Source organism: Curtobacterium sp. Csp2 (genome assembly GCF_013347165.1).
Window position 1 is genome coordinate 2219399 of sequence record NZ_CP054593.1, and the last position, 18358, is coordinate 2237756.

General features: G+C 72.3%; 18 protein-coding genes. 16 read left to right on the forward strand and 2 right to left on the reverse strand.

The window, feature by feature from the left end; translation table 11 throughout:
- Positions 1–14 precede the first annotated feature (14 nt).
- On the reverse strand, positions 15–446 hold the full coding sequence (locus HUN59_RS10745; RefSeq protein ID WP_229666891.1) for a DUF4870 domain-containing protein: 432 nt from the start codon (positions 444–446) through the stop codon (positions 15–17).
- A 109-nt stretch (positions 447–555) separates the two neighbouring features.
- Between HUN59_RS10745 and hrcA the strand changes: the two genes are divergently transcribed.
- The 15 genes from hrcA (at position 556) to HUN59_RS10820 (ending at position 16063) form a co-directional block, all read left to right on the forward strand.
- Complete coding sequence (gene hrcA, locus HUN59_RS10750; protein ID WP_174778337.1) at positions 556–1578, forward strand: heat-inducible transcriptional repressor HrcA; 1023 nt, start codon at positions 556–558, stop codon at positions 1576–1578.
- Between the two features lie 108 nt (positions 1579–1686).
- A complete protein-coding gene (dnaJ, locus tag HUN59_RS10755) occupies positions 1687–2799 on the forward strand; it encodes a molecular chaperone DnaJ (protein ID WP_144801452.1) in 1113 nt (370 codons plus the stop codon).
- A complete protein-coding gene (locus tag HUN59_RS10760) occupies positions 2799–3572 on the forward strand; it encodes a 16S rRNA (uracil(1498)-N(3))-methyltransferase (RefSeq protein ID WP_174778338.1) in 774 nt (257 codons plus the stop codon). The genes dnaJ and HUN59_RS10760 overlap by 1 nt, the downstream gene beginning before the upstream one ends.
- Before the next feature lie 49 nt (positions 3573–3621).
- Positions 3622–3978, forward strand: coding sequence for a histidine triad nucleotide-binding protein (locus tag HUN59_RS10765; RefSeq protein WP_174778339.1), 357 nt, complete (start codon positions 3622–3624; stop codon positions 3976–3978).
- Positions 3979–4045: 67 nt separating this feature from the next.
- On the forward strand, positions 4046–5107 hold the full coding sequence (locus HUN59_RS10770) for a PhoH family protein (protein WP_254630061.1): 1062 nt from the start codon (positions 4046–4048) through the stop codon (positions 5105–5107).
- Positions 5104–5565: an rRNA maturation RNase YbeY gene (ybeY, locus tag HUN59_RS10775; protein ID WP_058742447.1), complete on the forward strand. Its 462-nt coding sequence runs from the start codon at positions 5104–5106 to the stop codon at positions 5563–5565. The genes HUN59_RS10770 and ybeY overlap by 4 nt, the downstream gene beginning before the upstream one ends.
- 4 nt (positions 5566–5569) lie before the next feature.
- Positions 5570–6892 carry a hemolysin family protein gene (locus HUN59_RS10780; protein ID WP_114850972.1) on the forward strand — a complete coding sequence of 441 codons (1323 nt, stop codon included), beginning with the start codon at positions 5570–5572 and terminating at the stop codon, positions 6890–6892.
- A complete protein-coding gene (gene era, locus HUN59_RS10785) occupies positions 6889–7827 on the forward strand; it encodes a GTPase Era (protein WP_174778341.1) in 939 nt (312 codons plus the stop codon). The genes HUN59_RS10780 and era overlap by 4 nt, the downstream gene beginning before the upstream one ends.
- 56 nt (positions 7828–7883) lie before the next feature.
- Positions 7884–9122: a sensor histidine kinase gene (locus tag HUN59_RS10790; RefSeq protein WP_174778342.1), complete on the forward strand. Its 1239-nt coding sequence runs from the start codon at positions 7884–7886 to the stop codon at positions 9120–9122.
- The gene (locus HUN59_RS10795) at positions 9119–9808 is read left to right on the forward strand and encodes a response regulator (protein WP_141861201.1); all 690 of its coding nucleotides are present in this window, start codon (positions 9119–9121) and stop codon (positions 9806–9808) included. The genes HUN59_RS10790 and HUN59_RS10795 overlap by 4 nt, the downstream gene beginning before the upstream one ends.
- Before the next feature lie 112 nt (positions 9809–9920).
- Positions 9921–10673, forward strand: a complete 753-nt coding sequence (locus tag HUN59_RS10800; RefSeq protein WP_058742442.1) for an ABC transporter ATP-binding protein — start codon at positions 9921–9923, stop codon at positions 10671–10673.
- Positions 10670–12070: an ABC transporter permease gene (locus HUN59_RS10805; RefSeq protein WP_174778343.1), complete on the forward strand. Its 1401-nt coding sequence runs from the start codon at positions 10670–10672 to the stop codon at positions 12068–12070. Before HUN59_RS10800 ends, HUN59_RS10805 begins: the two co-directional genes overlap by 4 nt.
- Positions 12071–12329: 259 nt before the next feature.
- Complete coding sequence (leuA, locus tag HUN59_RS10810) at positions 12330–14099, forward strand: 2-isopropylmalate synthase (RefSeq protein ID WP_174778344.1); 1770 nt, start codon at positions 12330–12332, stop codon at positions 14097–14099.
- A 321-nt stretch (positions 14100–14420) separates the two neighbouring features.
- Positions 14421–15269 (forward strand): DNA repair protein RecO, encoded by an 849-nt coding sequence (gene recO, locus HUN59_RS10815; RefSeq protein WP_174778345.1) that lies wholly within the window; start codon positions 14421–14423, stop codon positions 15267–15269.
- Complete coding sequence (locus HUN59_RS10820; protein ID WP_058742438.1) at positions 15266–16063, forward strand: isoprenyl transferase; 798 nt, start codon at positions 15266–15268, stop codon at positions 16061–16063. Before recO ends, HUN59_RS10820 begins: the two co-directional genes overlap by 4 nt.
- A 57-nt stretch (positions 16064–16120) precedes the next feature.
- On the opposite strand, the gene HUN59_RS10825 is transcribed toward HUN59_RS10820, so the two are convergent.
- Positions 16121–17143 carry a LysR family transcriptional regulator gene (locus HUN59_RS10825; protein WP_174778346.1) on the reverse strand — a complete coding sequence of 341 codons (1023 nt, stop codon included), beginning with the start codon at positions 17141–17143 and terminating at the stop codon, positions 16121–16123.
- A 70-nt stretch (positions 17144–17213) separates the two neighbouring features.
- Here HUN59_RS10825 and HUN59_RS10830 point away from each other — a divergent pair, with 70 nt between their 5' ends.
- Complete coding sequence (locus tag HUN59_RS10830) at positions 17214–18287, forward strand: aminotransferase class V-fold PLP-dependent enzyme (protein ID WP_058742436.1); 1074 nt, start codon at positions 17214–17216, stop codon at positions 18285–18287.
- The last annotated feature ends 71 nt before the right edge of the window (positions 18288–18358 follow it).

The window sequence follows — 18358 nt, forward strand, 5'->3', positions numbered from 1 at the left end:
CCTGCTCGAGCGGCCTAGTTCTTGATGAACTCGATCGTGAGCGGGTACTTGTAGAGGTCGCCACGGTTCGCTGCGATGGCCGCCATGATCGCGAAGACGATGACGAGCACCCCGATGATCGGGAGCAGCACGAAGCCGATCAGGACGATGCAGAGCAGCCCGGCGACGATGTACGCGATGGCCGCGGTGATGTGGAAGTTCAGCGCCGTGCGGGTGTGCTCCTTGATGAACGACCCACGGTCGCGGAGCACCAGGTAGGCGATCAACGGCACGAGGAAGTTGAAGAAGATGCCGCCGACGTGCGTCAGGGTCGCCCACAGCCGCTGGTCCTCCGGCGACATCGGCTGCGGGACCTGGTACCCCTGCGGGTACTGCGGTCCGCCGGGGTTCGCCGGCCCCCCGGGCTGCTGGTCGTAGGGCCCTCCGGGCTGCTGTCCGTAGCTCATGCCCAGAGCGTAGCGGGAGGGGCCCGCCCGGGTCCCGGTCCGTCGGCGGTCGGGCGTAGGATCAGCAGTCGAGACGTCCGAGTGCCAGCATCGAACGGAAGGGGTCCGGATGGTCAGCGAACGCTCCCTCGAGGTCCTCAAGGCCATCGTGCGGGACTACGTCGCGTCGCGCGAGCCCGTCGGCTCGAAGTCGATCGTCGACCGCCACGCCTTCGGGGTGAGCGCGGCGACGATCCGGAACGACATGGCCCTGCTCGAGGACGAACAGCTCATCGTGGCCCCGCACACCTCGTCGGGCCGGGTGCCGACCGACAAGGGGTACCGGGTCTTCGTCGACCACCTCGCGGCCGCCCGCCCGCTGTCCAGCGCGCAGCGCCACGCGATCGAGACGTTCCTCGGCACCCCGAACGACCTCGACGAAGTCCTCGGCCGCACCGTCCGGCTGCTCAGCCAGCTCACGAACCAGGTCGCACTCGTCCAGTACCCGTCGATGGTGCGCGCGCGGGTGCAGCACATCGAACTCGTCCGCCTCGGCGACACGCGGCTCATGGTGGTGCTCATCACCGACACAGCCCGGGTCGAGCAGCGCGTCGTCGAGACCGACGTCCCGCTCGACGAAGACGCTCTCGCCGAACTGCGCTCCGTGCTCAACGGCGCGTCCGTCGGGTTGCTCCTGCACGACGTGCCCCGGGCGCTCCGGGCGGTCCCGCAGCAGCTCCGCCCCGACGCCCAGACGCTCGCCGGTGTCGTCGTCGCGACGCTCATCGAGCAGGTCGCGGCGAACCGACAGGACCGCCTGGTGATGGCGGGGGCGGCGAACCTCGCGAAGAGCGAACGCGACTTCTCCGGCGGATTGTTCCCCGTGCTCGAGGCGATCGAGGAGCAGGTCACCCTGCTCCGGCTCTTCGGGGAGATGCAGCTGGACGACGTCGCGGTCGCCGCGAGCATCGGCGCCGAGAACGCCGAGTACGGGCTCGACGCCACGAGCATCGTCGCGGGCGGCTACCTGGCCGGCGGCGGCGAGGTCGCGCGGCTCGGGGTGCTCGGGCCGACGCGGATGGACTACGGCACGAACATGGCCGCGGTGCGCGCCGTCGCACGGTACCTGTCCAAGCTCCTGGGCGAACATTGACCGACCCGGCCCCCGACGGGCACAGGCCGCCCCGCCCGGGTGATCCGTGCCTCCAGACCGACCTGACCGGCGGCGAACGCCGCACCGACCGAACCGACTGAGGGATACGTGGCAGACCACTACGACGTCCTCGGCGTCCAGCAGGACGCCTCCGATGCCGACATCAAGAAGGCGTACCGCCGGCTCGCGCGCGAGCTGCACCCGGACGTGAACCCGAGCCCGGACGCGGCCGAGCGCTTCAAGGACGTGACGCACGCGTACGACGTGCTGAGCGACCCCGAGCAGCGGCGGCGGTACGACGCCGGACCGCAGGCGGACAGCCCCTTCGGTGGCGGCGCCGGCGGGTTCAGCGACATCTTCGACGCGTTCTTCGGCGGCGGCGGCGGTGGCGGGCGGGGCAACGGCCCGCGCAGCCGGGCCGAGCGTGGACAGGACGCCCTGCTGCGCATCGAGGTCGACCTCGACGAGGTCGTCTTCGGCACCCACAAGGACGTCGAGGTCGACACGGCCGTCGTCTGCGAGACCTGCAACGGCTCGTGCTGCGCGCCCGGCACGAGCCCGCGCACGTGCGACATCTGCGGCGGCAGCGGCCACATCCAGCGCCAGGTCCGATCGCTCCTCGGCAACGTGGTGACGAGCGCCCCGTGCGGCACCTGCCGCGGCTACGGCACCGTCATCCCGAGCCCCTGCCCGACCTGCCAGGGCCAGGGCCGCGTCCGTGCGCGCCGCACGATCCCGGTGGACGTCCCCGCCGGCGTCGAGACCGGGCTCCGACTGCAGATGCCCGGTCAGGGCGAGGTCGGTCCGGCTGGTGGCCCCTCGGGTGACCTCTACCTCGAGGTGAAGGTCCGCCACCACGACGTCTTCAGCCGCGACGGCGACGACCTGCTCGCGACGCTCGAGGTCCAGATGACCGACGCGATCCTCGGCGCGCACACCACGATCGACGGTCTGGACGGCCCGGTCGAGCTCGAGCTGCGCCCGGGCGTGCAGAGCGCCGACGTGCTCGTGATCAAGGACCGCGGGGTCACCAAGCTCCGCGGCAACGGTCGCGGCGACCTGCGCGTCGGCGTGCAGGTCGTCACCCCGACCAAGCTGTCGCACAAGGAGCGCCAGCTCGTCGAGCAGCTCGCGAAGTCGCACAAGGCCGCGAAGCCGCAGCTCGCCCGGTTCCAGCAGGGCATGTTCGGCAAGCTGCGCGACCGCTTCCTGCACTTCTGATGGCGTCCCTCCACCTGGTCGACCCGGGCACGCTCGACGGCGTCGGGGTCGGTGACACCGTCACGCTCGACGGTCCAGAGGGCCGGCACGCCGTGTCGGTCGCGCGGGTCCGTGTCGGCGAGGCCCTGCGCATCGCCGACGGCCGCGGCACGGTGGTGGCCGGGACGGTCGCGTCGACGGGTCGCGACGAGCTGACGCTCACCGTCGACGCCGTCACGGTCGAGCCCGCGCCCCGACCAGCGCTCGTGCTCGTGCAGGCGCTCGCGAAGGGCGGCCGCGACGAGATGGCGGTGCAGGCCGCGACCGAGATCGGGGTCGACCGCATCGTCCCGTGGGCGGCGACGCGGAGCGTGTCGCGGTGGGACGGCGCGAAGGTCGGGAAGGGTCGTGCCCGGTGGGCCGCGATCGCGCAGGAAGCCGCGAAGCAGGCCGTCCGGTCCCGCGTCCCCGAGGTGGACGCACCGGTGACGACGGCGCAGCTGGCATCGTCGTCGGGTGTCGGCCCGTCGTCTGGTGTCGGCCAGGAGGATCGGCGTGCGCTGGTCGTGCTGGACCCGGTGGGCGCGGTGCGGCTGTCGGCATGGGAACCGCCGGCGGACGTCGACGAGATCGTCCTGGTGGTCGGTCCGGAGGGCGGGATCGACAGCGCCGAGTTCGACCGGCTCGAGCGCGCCGGTGCGGTGCGGGTGCGGCTCGGCGACACGGTGCTGCGCACCTCCACCGCGGGCCCGGCTGCCCTGGCCGTCCTCCAGACGCGGCTCGGACGCTGGTAGCGGTGGACCGGGAAGGTCCGGCGTCGGACCCGCGTTCTACGATGGACCAATGAGCACCAGCACCCCGAGCGTCTTCTCGAAGATCATCGCGCGCGAGATCCCCGCCACCGTCGTGGCCGAGGACGACCGCGTGATCGCGATCGAGGACATCGCGCCGCAGGCCCCGGTGCACGTGCTCGTGATCCCGAAGACCGAGCAGTACCGCGACGTGAGCGCCCTCGCCGCGGGCGACCCGGAGCTGTTGGCCCACGTCGTCGCCACCGCCCAGCGCATCGCCGACGAGCGCGCGGACGGCCAGTACCGACTCGTCTTCAACACCGGCGAAGCCGCCGGCCAGACCGTCTTCCACGTGCACGCGCACGTGCTCGCGGGCGAACTGCACGAAGGGAACCTCCTTGCCGGTTGACACGACCGCCCACCACGACGCCGAACCGTCGGACGTCACCGTCGACATCCAGGTCGACGGCATCGCGATGGTCCAGCTCCTCGGTCCCCAGGACCGCCTGCTCAAGACCGTCGAACGGCAGTACCCGGGCGTGCGGGTCCTGGTCCGCGGCAACGAGGTCACCCTGACCGGCCCGGAGCGGGACGTCGCCCGTGCCCACGCGCTCGTCGACGAGCTCGTCGGGATGGTCCGACGGGGCCAGGACATCGGGCCGTCCGACATCCCGGTCTCCGCCCGGATGCTCGACGACGACCGCAAGCCCTCGGACACGTTCGGCACCCCGATCGTCTCGAGCCGCGGCAAGTCGGTGCGTCCGAAGACGGAGGGGCAGCGTGCCTACGTCGACGCCATCGACGAGCACACCATCACGTTCGGCATCGGTCCGGCCGGTACCGGCAAGACCTACCTGGCGATGGCCAAGGCGGTCCAGGCCCTGCAGCGGCGCGAGGTGAACCGGATCATCCTGACCCGCCCCGCGGTCGAGGCCGGCGAGCGGCTCGGGTTCCTGCCGGGCACGCTGACCGACAAGATCGACCCCTACCTGCGCCCGCTGTACGACGCTCTGAACGAGATGATGGACCCGGAGCTGGTCCCGAAGCTCCTCGCCGCCGGCACGGTCGAGGTCGCTCCGCTCGCCTACATGCGCGGCCGGACGCTCAACGACTCGTTCGTGATCCTCGACGAGGCGCAGAACACCACGCCCGAGCAGATGAAGATGTTCCTGACGCGCCTGGGCTTCGGCTCGAAGATGGTCGTCACGGGCGACATCACCCAGGTCGACCTGCCCGGCAACCTGTCCGGACTCCGGCTCGTGACGCGGATCCTCGGCGACGTCGGGGACATCCACTTCGCCCGGCTCGGCAGCGAGGACGTCGTCCGCCACACGCTCGTCGGCCGGATCGTCGACGCCTACACCGTCTACGACGAGGAACGTCTCGCCGAGCAGGCCGGACACCGCCCCGGCGGTCGGGGCACCGCGCCCGCCGGCAACCCCGCCGGTGCGAACCGCGCCGAGCGTCGGGGACGGCCGCCGCAGGACCGGCAGCAGTCCCCGTACCCCCAGAACGACGCCCGAGGAGGCAACTGGTGAGCATCGAGCTCAACAACGAGTCCGGCGTCGAGGTCGACGAGGCCGCCATCCAGCGCCTCGCCGCCTTCGCGCTCGACGCGATGCACGTCCACGCGGACGCGGAGCTCGCGATCGTGCTCGTCGACGAGGGCGCCATGGAGCAGCTCCACGTCCGGTGGATGGACGAGCCCGGCCCGACCGACGTGCTGAGCTTCCCGATGGACGAGCTGCGACCAGGGACCGAGGACGAGCCGACGCCCGCCGGACTCCTCGGGGACATCGTCGTCTGCCCGCAGGTCGCGGCGGAGCAGGCGAAGACCGCCGGGCACACGAGCACCGACGAGATGCTGCTCCTCACCTGCCACGGCATCCTGCACCTGCTCGGGTTCGACCACGCCGAGCCGGAGGAGAAGGCCGAGATGTTCGGACTCCAGGGCGAGATCCTCTCCGCGTTCGCCGCCCAGCAGCGCGGGCGGTGACCTGATGGTGCTCGTCGCCGTCCTGCTCGCGGTGGCGTTCGTGCTCGTCGTCGTCGGTGGTCTGCTGGCCGCGTCCGACGCAGCGCTCACGGTGCTGTCCCGCGCCGACCTCGACGAGATCGCGAAGGACAGCAGCCGCCGTCGGGCGATCGAGGCGATCGCGGACGACGTCGGCGCGCACGTCAACGCCCTGAACTTCGTCCGCGTCCTGGCCGAGACCGCCGCCGCGGTGCTCGTGACCATCGCACTCGTCACGGTGTTCGACACCTGGTGGGTGGCGCTCATCGTGTCCGCGGCGATCATGACCGCTGTCTCGTTCGTGCTCGTCGGGTCCAGTCCGCGCAGCGTCGGGCGGGCGCACGCCGAGCGCTTCATCGCCGCGACCGGCGGGCTCGTCCGCGGTGTCCGGATCGTGCTCGGTCCGCTCGCCGGGCTGCTCGTGGCGATCGGTGACCGGGTCACGCCCGGACGCGGTCGCAGCGCGTCGACGGTGTCGAGCGAGGAGCAGCTGCTGTCGCTCGTCGACGAGGCGACCGAGAGCAACGTGCTCGAGCAGGACGACCGGGAGCTCATCCACTCGGTGTTCGAGTTCAGCGACACCCTCGTGCGCGAGGTCATGGTGCCGCGCACCGACATGCTGACCGTCGACGGGGACGACACCCTCGCGGCCGGGATGGAGCAGTTCCTCGTCGCCGGGGTGTCGCGCATGCCCGTGACCGGCAAGGACAGCGACGACGTCCTCGGGGTCCTGTACCTGCGCGACGTGTCCCGCGCGCTGTACGAGCGGCAGGGCGCCGGGCAGGAACCCGTGACGACGCTGCTGCGTCCGGCCGAGTTCGTGCCGGAGTCGAAGCACGCCGACGACACGCTCCGGCACATGCAGCTCGCGAAGAACCACCTGGTCCTGGTCGTCGACGAGTACGGCGGCGTCGCCGGGCTCGTCACGATGGAGGACCTCATCGAGGAGCTCGTCGGGGACATCTCCGACGAGTACGACCGCACCGTCGTCGACCGCACCGAGGTCGAGCCCGGCGTCTGGCGCATCGCGGCCCGGCTGCCGATCGACGAGCTCGGCGACCTGTTCGGCATCGAGCTCGAGGACGACGACGTCGACACCGCCGGCGGACTCCTCACCAAGGAACTCGGCCGACTGCCGGTGAGCGGCGAGCAGGTCAGCGTGTCCGGTCTGCTGCTCACCGCCGACCGGGTGGAGGGCAAGCGCCGCCACCTGGTCACCGTCCTCGCAGAGCGGACCGCCGCGCTGCAGGACGCCGAGGACGCCCTCGACGACACGACACCGACCACGACGGGAACCACGAACGCATGACCGACACCGAGACCGGACCGACGACCCCCGAGCGCCCCTACCGCGCCGGCTTCGTGTCGTTCGTCGGCCGCCCGAACGTCGGCAAGTCGACGCTCACCAACGCGCTCGTCGGCGAGAAGGTGGCGATCACGTCGTCGAAGCCGCAGACCACGCGGCGCGCGATCCGCGGCATCGTGCACCGACCCGACGGCCAGGTCATCATCGTCGACACGCCCGGCGTGCACCGGCCGCGGACGCTCCTCGGCGAGCGACTGAACGACCTCGTGCAGTCCACGCTCGGCGACGTCGACGTGATCGGGTTCTGCGTGCCGGCGAACGAACCGATCGGCCCCGGTGACCGTTGGATCAACGAGTCGCTCGACCAGTACCCGCGCGCGAAGAAGATCGCGATCGTGACGAAGATCGACCGCACCGCGAAGGACAACGTGGGGGAGCAGCTCCTGGCGGTCTCGAAGCTGCGCGACTGGGACGCCATCGTCCCGACCTCGGGCACGAAGGGCCTGCAGCTCGAGGCGCTCCTCGGGGAGATCACCTCGCTGCTGCCCGAGTCGCCGCAGCTCTACGACGATGCGACCGTCACCGAGGAGACCGACGAGGACCGCATCGCCGAGCTCATCAGGGAGGCCGCGCTCGAGGGCGTCCGCGACGAGCTCCCGCACTCGCTGGCCGTCGTGGTCGAGGACGTCGTCGAACCCGACGACGAGGACGACCCCGACGGGCCGCTGCGCATCTTCGCGAACCTGTTCGTCGAGCGGGACAGCCAGAAGGCGATCGTGATCGGCCGGGGCGGCGAGCGGCTCAAGGACGTCGGGTCGCGTGCCCGGGCCGAGATCGAGTCCCTGCTGGGCGGCCGGCACGTGTACCTGAACGTCCGGGTGAAGGTCGCGAAGGAGTGGCAGCGCGACCCGAAGCAGCTCGGGCGCCTGGGGTTCTGACCCGCGTCATCCGCCGGACGGACGCGCTCGTGGCCGGCCGGACGTACCGTGGGGTGGTGTTCCGTCCCATGCTGCGCTCGCAGATCGTCACCGACGTCGTCACGTCGTCGGTGCTCGGGCTGCTCGTGCTCGTGGTGTCGACGCGCGGGGTGGACGGCCCGGTCAGCTGGCTGACGGTGGTCGGACTGACCGCCGCGCTGGCGTTCCGCCGGCTCTCCCCGGGGCTCGCCCTCGGCATCGCATGGGTCTTCGCGGCGTTCCAGATGGTCACGGGCCAGACGCCGAGCATCGCGAACCTGTTCATCGCGCCGATCATGTACACGACGAGCGCGTACGGCAGTCCGCGGGTGCGGGGCCTCGGGCTGGCGTCCGCGATCGGCGGGTCGGTCACGGCCGCGCTCTACGAGGGGGTCACGGACTACGGGGTGCGGGTCGGCGAGGCCACTGCGACGACGCCGCTGCAGGAGTCCCTGCAGGTGACGATCTCGTTCTTCGCCGTCACGCTCCTGCTCCTCCTGCTGCCGTGGCTCGCCGGCCTCGTGGTCCGGACGCGCCGGTCCGCCAGCATGAGCCGCGAAGCGCAGCTCGTCGCCGAGCGGGACGCAGCCCGGGCCGACCGCGCCGTCGCCGTCGAGCAGGAGCGGGTCCGGATCGCCCGGGACATGCACGACATCGTGGCGCACTCGCTCGCGGTGGTGATCGCCCAGGCGGACGGGGCGCGGTACGCGCTCAAGGCCGACCCCGCGATCGCGGACCAGGCCCTCGGCACCATCTCGAGCACGGCGCGCGGAGCCCTCGGCGACGTCCGTGAGCTCCTCGGGGCACTCCGGCACGAGCAGGGGACCGCCCCGACGCCGGAGGTCGACGACATCGAGAAGCTCGTCGGCGAGATGCGCGACGTCGGGCTGGACGTCCGCGTCGACCGCGAGGGCGACCCCGGACGGCTCCCCACCACCACGCAGCTCGCGGTCTACCGCATCGTCCAGGAGAGCCTGACGAACGCGTGGAAGCACGGCCAGCCCGGAGCCCCCGTGCACGCGTCGCTGACGTACCGTCCGGACACCGTCGAGATCACCGTGGTGAACCGGCGCGCCGACGACGGCACCCGCGGCCCGGGCACCGGGCACGGGCTCGTCGGGATGCGCGAACGGGCGACGATGACCGGCGGCACGATGACCGCGGGACCCCGCGGCGACGACTTCACGGTGGCCGTCCGGATGCCCGCCGTCCCGGCCAGCGGGCAGATGCCCCGCGACCGGATCACCTCGACCCAGCAGGAGCGCACCACCCGATGACCACCACCGCGGCCACCGCCCCCCAGATCCGTGTCGCGCTCGTCGACGACCAGGCGCTCTTCCGCACGGGCATCCGGATGCTCGTCGACTCGCAGCCGGACCTCCTCTTCGTCGGCGAGGCGGGCGACGGAGCAGCGGGTGTCGAGCTCGTCCGCCGGACCCGGGCGGACGTCGTGCTCATGGACGTCCGGATGCCCGTGATGGACGGCATCACCGCGACGTCCCGCATCGTCGAGCAGAGTGGTCCGGACGCCGCGAAGGTCCTCGTCCTGACCACGTTCGACTTCGACGAGGCCGCGGCGAAGGCGATCCGCGCGGGGGCCAGCGGCTTCGTCCTGAAGGACGCCGACCCCGAGTTCCTGCTCGCCGCCGTCCGCACGGTGCACGCCGGCACCGCGGTGTTCGCCGCGTCGGCCACCCGCGAGCTCCTGCGCCGGTACGACGACACCGCCGGACAATCCGCGCCGGTCCCGCCGTCGTTCGCCGAGCTGACCCCGCGCGAGCGCGAGATCTTCGACCTCGCGGCCCGTGGGTTCAGCAACAGCGAGATCGCCCAGCACGAGTACGTCAGCGAGGCGACCGTGAAGACGCACATCTCGCGGGTGCTGACGAAGCTCGACCTCCGGGACCGCGTGCGGCTCGTGGTGTTCGCGCACGAGCACGGGCTCGTGCCGAAGGCGGAGTGACCGACCGTCATCCGACAGGATGACCCCTCCACAGGGAACCGAGCCGAGCGGACGATCCACAGGAGACGACGGACCGACGCGGGGCGTGCCTCCCGACCGGGAGGGTGGTGCCATGACCACCAACCAGACGCCGATCATCCGACTCGACCACGTCTCCAAGCACTACGGCGACGCCGCGCGCCGGGTCACCGCCCTCGACGACGTCAGCGTCGACATCGGTGCGGGGGAGTTCACCGCCGTGATGGGTCCGTCCGGCTCAGGCAAGTCGACACTGATGCACGTCGCCGCCGGACTCGACGCGGTGTCGTCGGGGCGGATCAGCATCGACGGGGTCGAGATCACCGGGCTGGCGGACCGCGAGCTCACCGAGCTGCGTCGGCGCCGTCTCGGCTTCGTGTTCCAGTCGTTCAACCTCGTGCCCACCCTGGACGTCGCCGAGAACATCCGCCTGCCGTTCCTGCTCGGTGGGCAGAAGCCCACGCGGGACGAGTCGGCGTGGATCGACCGGCTGGTCGAGATGCTCGGCCTCGGGAACCGCCTGGGCCACCGTCCCCACCAGCTCTCCGGCGGACAGCAGCAGCGGGTCGCGATCGCGCGGGCGCTGGCCTCGCGTCCGGCCGTCGTCGTCGCCGACGAGCCGACCGGAGCCCTCGACTCGCGGACCGGGCGCGACGTGCTCGGGATCCTCCGTGGCGCCGTGCAGGAGTGGGGGCAGAGCGTCGTCATGGTCACGCACGACCCCGTCGCGGCGGCGAACGCCGACCGCATCCTGTTCCTCGCCGACGGCCGCATCGTGGACGACCGTCCGGCGATGACCGCGTCGGACATCTCCGCCACGATGCTCGGGATGGAGGCGGCAGCATGAGCGGCCTCCGCGCCTTCGCGCCCACCGTGCTCGTCGCGGCGCTCGGCACCACCTTCGGCTCGGCGCTCGTGATCGCACCGGGCGTCGTGACCCAGGCGATGGCCGCGGCGGGGTTGAGCGACCTCGGTCCGGTCAAGGCGATCCTCGCGGTGATCGGCTGGCTCTTCCTCGGCATCGCCCTGTACGTCGGGGCGATCGTCACGGCCAACACCTGCGCCACCCTCATCGCCGGCCAGACGCGCATCATCGCGCTGCAGCGGCTCGTCGGTGCCACGGGCGCCACGCTCCGCGCCCGCATCACCCGCACCGGGCTGCTCGTCGGCGCGCTCGGAGGTGCGATCGGTGTCGTCGTGGGGACCGGGCTGTCGGCCGTGTTCGTCGCGGTGCTGCGCGGGAACGGCTTCCTGCCGGAGACGGCGTACACCCTCGTCCCGTGGGAGCTCGTCCTGCCGCTCGTCGCCGTCGTCCTCGCGACCTGGGGCGCCTTCGCCGCCGGGTCGCGGCGCGTCCTGACGGTGACCCCGCTCCAGGCGCTGTCGTCGAGTGTCGAACCCGCGCACGAGGACGTCCGGTCCGGCACTGCGCGGAAGGTGTGGGCGATTCTGCTCATGGCCGCTGGCGCGCTGCTGATGCTGCTCGGGCTGGCCGTCAGCGTGAGCTCGCCGTTCGCGGTCCTGCCGGCCGCCCTCGGCGGCTTCGTGTCCTTCGCGGGCGTCGCCGTCGGAGCGACCATCGTGATGCCGCCGGTCCTGCAGCTGATCGGACGGATCGGCTCCCGCGACCCTGTGGTGCTCCTCGCCGGTCGGAACGCGATGCGGGCGCCCGGGCGGGCCTCGCGTGCCACGATCGGACTCGTCATCGGCGTGACGCTCCTCGTGACGTTCGCGGTCGCGCTCGGGATCATGCAGCACGTGCTCGAGCAGCAGCTCTCCGCGATGGACGACGGCACGATGACGCCCGAGGTCCTGCAGGCGCAGCGCGACTTCTTCGTGCAGCTCAACACCGTCGTGGGCGTGATCGTCGGGTTCTCCGCCGTGATCGCCGCGGTCGGGGTCGTGAACGCCCTCGCCCTCGGCGTGCTCCAACGTCGCCGTGAGCTCGGTCTGCTCCGTGTGCTCGGGCTCACCGGGGCGCAGGTCCGGCGGATGATCGTGACCGAGGCCGTGCAGATGGTCGTCGCTGCGGTCGTGACCGGACTCGTGCTCGGCACCTGCTACGGCTGGGTCGGCGGACAGACGCTCCTCGGCTCGATCGGCACCGTCGTGCCGCCCGTGCTGCCGCTCGGTACCGTCGCCGTGGTCGTCGTCGGGGCGCTCGTCCTGGCGGTGGTCGCGACCGTCGCTCCGGTCCGCCGCGCGATGCGGGTCCCGCCGACTGAGGCGCTCGCCGTCGACTGAGCACGACACCTGGCCCGGGCGGCAGTGCCCGGGCAGCAGCGCCCGGACAGCAGCGCCCGGGCCAGTACTGCAGCACCCAGGCCCGGGCGCCGGCAGCGTCACGCACTTGCACCGCGCTGGTGTACCAGTGCTACGGTGGCCGTGATGTACCCGGCACTCCTTCTCCTTCGCTGCCGCGACGAGGCCTGACACAACGGCCCACCTCGTCGCGGAGTCCGTCGTGGCCTGACACACACCTGACGACGAAAGCGACGAACCGATGCAGAACACGCAGCGCCCCTCCGGGATGCCCATCCACAAGTACGTCCCCTTCCACGAGCAGATCGCGGTCGAGCTGCCCGACCGCACCTGGCCGACGAAGCGCATCGACCGTGCGCCGCGGTGGTGCGCGGTCGACCTCCGGGACGGCAACCAGGCCCTGATCGACCCGATGGACTCCGAGCGCAAGCGGGCGATGTTCGACCTGCTCGTCCGGATGGGCTACAAGGAGATCGAGGTCGGGTTCCCGAGCGCCTCGCAGACCGACTTCGACTTCGTCCGGTCGCTCATCGACGACGGAGCCATCCCCGACGACGTCACGATCCAGGTCCTCACGCAGGCCCGCGAGCACCTGATCAACCGCACGTACGAGGCGATCGACGGTGCGAAGCAGGCGATCGTGCACCTGTACAACTCGACGTCGATCGTGCAGCGCGAGGTCGTCTTCCGGACGGACGTGCAGGGCGTCGTGGACATCGCGGTCGAGGGCGCGCGGATGTGCAAGGCGGCCGAGGCGGCGCTGCAGCACGACACGACGGTGTTCTACGAGTACTCACCGGAGTCCTACACGGGCACCGAGCTCGAGGTGGCGGTCCGGATCTGCAACGCCGTGCTCGAGGTCTTCGAGCCGACCCCTGATCGCAAGGTCATCATCAACCTGCCCGCCACGGTCGAGATGGCGACGCCGAACGTCTACGCCGACTCGATCGAGTGGATGTCGCGGAACCTCGACCACCGTGAGGACGTCATCCTGTCGCTGCACCCGCACAACGACCGTGGGACGGCCGTCGCCGCAGCGGAGCTCGGTTACATGGCCGGCGCCGACCGCATCGAGGGCTGCCTGTTCGGCAACGGGGAGCGCACCGGCAACGTCGACCTCGTCGCCCTCGGCATGAACCTGTTCACGCAGGGCATCGACCCGGAGATCGACTTCAGCGACATCGACCAGGTGAAGCGGACGGTCGAGTACTGCAACCAGCTACCGGTGCCCGAGCGCCAGCCCTGGGCGGGCGACCTCGTGTACACCGCGTTCAGCGGGTCGCACCAGGACGCCATCAAGAAGGGCTTCGACGCCATGCAGGCGAAGGCCGAGGCGGCCGGGACGACCGTCGACGAGATCGCCTGGGCGGTGCCGTACCTGCCGGTCGACCCGAAGGACATCGGCCGCTCGTACGAGGCGGTCATCCGCGTCAACTCCCAGTCCGGCAAGGGCGGTGTCGCGTACCTGCTCAAGACCGACCACGCGATCGACCTGCCCCGCAAGCTGCAGATCGAGTTCTCCGGTGTCGTGCAGCAGCGCACCGACTCCGAGGGCGGCGAGTTCTCGTCTGAGCGCATCTGGGACCTGTTCCGCGACGAGTACCTGCCCGCGACCACGGACGAGGACAAGTGGGGTCGCTACGAGATCACGAAGACGGCGACGTCGAGCGACTTCGACGGCACGACGAAGCTCTCGGTCGCGATGCGCGTCGACGAGGGGTCGGTCGAGGCGCAGGCGATCGGGACCGGGCCGATCGACGCGTTCCTGTCGGTGATGCGCGACCAGGGCGTCGCCGTCACGCTGTACGACTACTCGGAGCACACGATGAGCGCCTCGGGTGACGCGCAGGCCGCCTCTTACGTCGAGCTCGACGTCGACGGCGTCCGCCTGTGGGGCGTCGGCATCGACGCGGACATCGCGACGGCCTCGCTCAAGGCGATCGTCTCGGCGGTGAACCGCGCAGTCCGCGCCGGCGCCGCGTCCGGCGCGCCGGAGCTGGTCTCCGCCTGACCGCGCGCTCAGCGCGACCACCTGACGGGAGGCGCGGTGCGGGTCGGACCCGCACCGCGCCTCCCGTCCGCGGTGCCGTCCCGTCCCTACCCGTCGCGCCCGCCGTCGCGTGGTGCGTTCCGTCCCATCGCGCCCGAGATGGGAGGACGGATCGCGCATGGGAGGACGGAACTCGCGGTCTCCGACGCGCGGATCGGTCTCCGACGCGCGGATCGGTCTCCGACGCGCGGATCGGTCTCCGACGCGCGGCACGGTCTCCGACGCGCGGAACGGTCGCCCCCCGCGCACCCCGCTGTCGGCGGGGCGGGGGATACTGGTGCGATGCCGCTGTACCGGGACGAGTGCGTCGTGTTGCGCACCCACAAGCTCGGTGAAGCCGACCGCATCGTCACGATGCTCTCCCGGCAGCACGGCAAGATCCGGGCCGTCGCGAAGGGCGTCCGGCGCACCGCGTCGAAGTTCGGGTCGCGGCTCGAGCCGTTCATGGTCGTCGACGCGCAGTTCTACGAGGGCCGCTCGCTCGACATCGTCACGCAGGCCGAGAGCCTCGGGTCGTACGGTGCCCAGATCGTCGCGGACTACGGTGCGTACACGGCCGCGAGTGCGATGGTGGAGACCGCCGACCGCCTGAGCGAGGCGGACGCCGGCCTGCAGCAGTACCTGCTCCTCGTCGGGGCGCTGCGCTCGCTGTCCCGTCGCGAGCACGTCACGAGCGCGACGCTCGACTCCTACCTGCTCCGGGCGATGAGCATCGCGGGTTGGGCGCCCTCGTTCGGCGACTGCGCGGTGACCGGGGAGCCCGGGCCGCACACCGCCTTCGTCGTGCAACTCGGCGGCGTCGTGGCCGATCGGGCGGCGCCGCCCGGCACCCCGCGCCTGGACATCGGCACGCTCGGCCTGCTCGGAGCCCTGCTCGCGGGCGACTGGGCGACCGTGGACGTCGCGGACGAACGGACGCGCTCCCGGGCCTCCGGCGTGGTGGCGGCGTACGCCCAGTGGCACCTGGAACGATCGCTCCGGTCCCTGCCTCACGTCGACCGCAGCGAGCACCCGGCACCGGTCGCACCGACGCCGGGTGGGGTCCCCGCCGCGGTCGCCGCGACACCGGCGCCCGCGGTCCCCGTCCCGACCGACACCCTGCCGTCCGATCCCGAAGGAGCCCCTGCATGAGCCCACGCCGGTCAGCAGCGTCCGAGCCGATGAAGCCCGTCGACTGGACGGGGGAGCAGCCGCCCGCGATCCCCGCGCAGTTCGTGCCCGAGCACGTCGCGATCGTGATGGACGGCAACGGCCGGTGGGCGAACCAGCGCGGACTGACGCGGGTCGAGGGGCACAAGGCGGGCGAGGCCTCGCTCCTCGACGTCGTCGCCGGCGCCATCCAGATCGGCGTCAAGCACGTCTCGGCGTACGCGTTCTCGACCGAGAACTGGAAGCGCTCCCCGGACGAGGTCCGCTTCCTGATGGGCTTCAACCGCGAGGTCATCCACCGCCGACGGGACCAGCTCCACGCCTGGGGCGTCCGGGTCCGGTGGGCCGGACGGCGCCCGCGGCTCTGGCGGAGCGTGGTCGACGAGCTGCAGACCGCCGAGCGCATGACGGCCGACAACGCTCGTCTCACCCTGACGATGTGCGTGAACTACGGCGGCCGGAACGAGATCGTCGACGCGGTCCGCGGCATGGCCGAGGACGTCGCCGCCGGGCGGATGAAGCCGAGCCAGGTCACCGAGAAGGCCCTGGCGAAGCGGCTGTACGTGCCGGAGCTGCCGGACGTCGACCTGTTCCTCCGGAGCTCGGGGGAACAGCGCACCTCGAACTTCATGCTCTGGCAGTCGGCCTACGCCGAGATGGTGTTCCTCGACCGGCTCTGGCCGGACTTCCGGCGGACGGACCTCTGGGGCGCGATCGAGGAGTACGCGAGCCGGGACCGCCGGTACGGCGGCGCCGTCGACGCACCCACCGCCTGACCGGAGGCGCGTGGCGGGCGCCGCCACGATCCTCCCGTCCGACACGGGCCAGCCCCGTCAGTCGAGCAGGTGCGCCGCCCCACGGACCGCGTCGAGCGCGGCGCGGACGCTCGGCACCCGGTCCGCCCCGCGCGCGACGACCACCTCGACCCGCCTGGCCAGGTCGTCCTCGGCGGGGGTGACGGCGACGCCGGCCGGGATGACGGTCGACACGAGCGCGAGCCGGGGCAGGAGCGCCACCCCGAGGCCGGCCGCGACGAGCCCGACGACCGCCGCAGCGTTGTCGGTCTCGAGCACGATCTCCGGGGTGAACCCGGAGGCGGCGCACGAGGCGAGCAGGTGTCCCCGGCAGCGCGGGCAGCCGCCGATCCAGCGCGCCTCGCGGTGGTCGGCGAGGTCCGCGACGCTCCCGCCGGACCAGTCGACCGGAAGTGCTCCGTCGCCACCGCCCGGGCCCGGCGTCACGAGTGCGAGCGGGTCGCGTCCGAGCGCCCGGGTGCGGAGCATCGGGTCCGTGGTGGTGTCGTCGGCGGGCTCGACGAAGGCGTGCGAGAAGACCAGGGCGACGTCGACCTCGCCGCGGCGGACGAGCTCGACGGCCTCGGGCGGTTCGGCCTCCACGTACGAGGTCACGACCCCGGGGTGGTCCGCCGCGAGCGTGGCGAGCACGGCGGGCACCAGGGTGGACGAGGCACTCGGGAACCCGGCGAACCGCACCCGTCCGCGTGCGAGTCCGCCGACGGCGTCCAGGTCCTCGCGTGCGGCGGCCAGCGCGGACTCGACCGCCTGCGCGTGGCCGGCGAGCACCGCACCGGCCTCGGTGAGGGTGGCGCCGCGCCCACCACGACCCGCGGGCCCGCCGCGACCGCCGACGCCGGTGCCGGCGCTGCCACCGGGCCCGGCGCTCCCGCCGGTTCCCCCGCGCAGCACGAGCTCGTGGCCCAGCCGACGCTCGGCCCGCGCCAGGAGCTGGCTGACGGCCGGCTGGCTGTACCCGAGGACGTTCGCGGCGCGGCTGATCGACCCGGCGTCCCGGACGGCACGGAGCACACGGAGCAGCTGGGGGTCGAGGTCGTCCACAACACGATGTTATGGGGTGCCGAAGAAAGCTGCCCTGGTGTGATGGCCGCCCGCCGTCGACGCTGGACGCATGGACTCCTTCGTCGACGGCACCGGGTACCTCGCCGCCTGCACCGCCGGGCTGCCGACGCTCGGCACGCTCACCGCCCAGCGCGCGGACCTCGACGCGTGGTCCCGGGCGGCGACGACCCCGACCGGCTACGGCGCACTCGTCGAACAGGGCCGCGAACTGTTCGCGGGGATCGTCGGCGTCGATCGGGCGCGGGTCGCCACCGGCTCGCAGACGTCGGCGATGGTCGCCGTCGTGGCCGCCTCGCTGCCCGACGGCGCCGAGGTCGTCGTCCCCGACGGGGACTTCAGCTCCGTCGTCTTCCCGTTCCTCGCCCAGGCCCACCGCGGGGTCCGGGTGCGGAGCGTCCCGCTCGCGGACCTCGCCGACGCCGTGCGCCCGGGCACCCGACTCGTCGCGTGGTCCGCCGTGCAGTCCGCCTCCGGCGTGGTGACCGACCCGGCGCCCGTGCTCGCCGCGGCCCGGGCGGTCGGCGCCCTGACGCTGTGCGACCTCACGCAGGCAGCCGGAGTGCTCCCCGTCGACGCGGCACCCTACGACGTCACCGTGACGCACGCCTACAAGTGGCTCTGCGCGCCGCGCGGGGTCGCGTTCGCGACGTTCTCGGACCGCGCGCTCGCGGAGCTCCGGCCCGTGCAGGCGGGCTGGTACGCGGGCGCCGACGTGTGGTCCTCGTGCTACGGACCCGACATGCGGCTCGCCGACGACGCCCGTCGCTTCGACGTCTCCCCGGCCTGGCAGGCCTGGCCCGGGGCGGTCGCCGCCCTGCGGCACCTCGCGTCCGTCGACGCGGCCTCGGCCTGGAGGCACGCCACCGGTCTCGCGGACCGGCTCGCCGACGCGCTCGGGAGGCCCCGACCCGGGCAGGCGATCACGACGTTCCCGGACCCTGACGGCACGGCGCTCCGCGCACTGGCGGACGCCGGGGTCACCGCGAGCGGCCGGGCCGGGCGGCTGCGGCTCGCCTTCCACCTGTGGAACGACGCCGAGGACGTCGACCGCGTCGTCGCGGTGCTCGGGGGACTCGGCAGCTTCCGACCGGTGGAGCGGCCGCTCGTCCACAGCGTGCGGTAGCCCGTCCGCCCCCGCTCGACGGGCCGGTACGCTTGCCGGGTACCGTTCCGACCCGGGCACCCAGTCCGGCG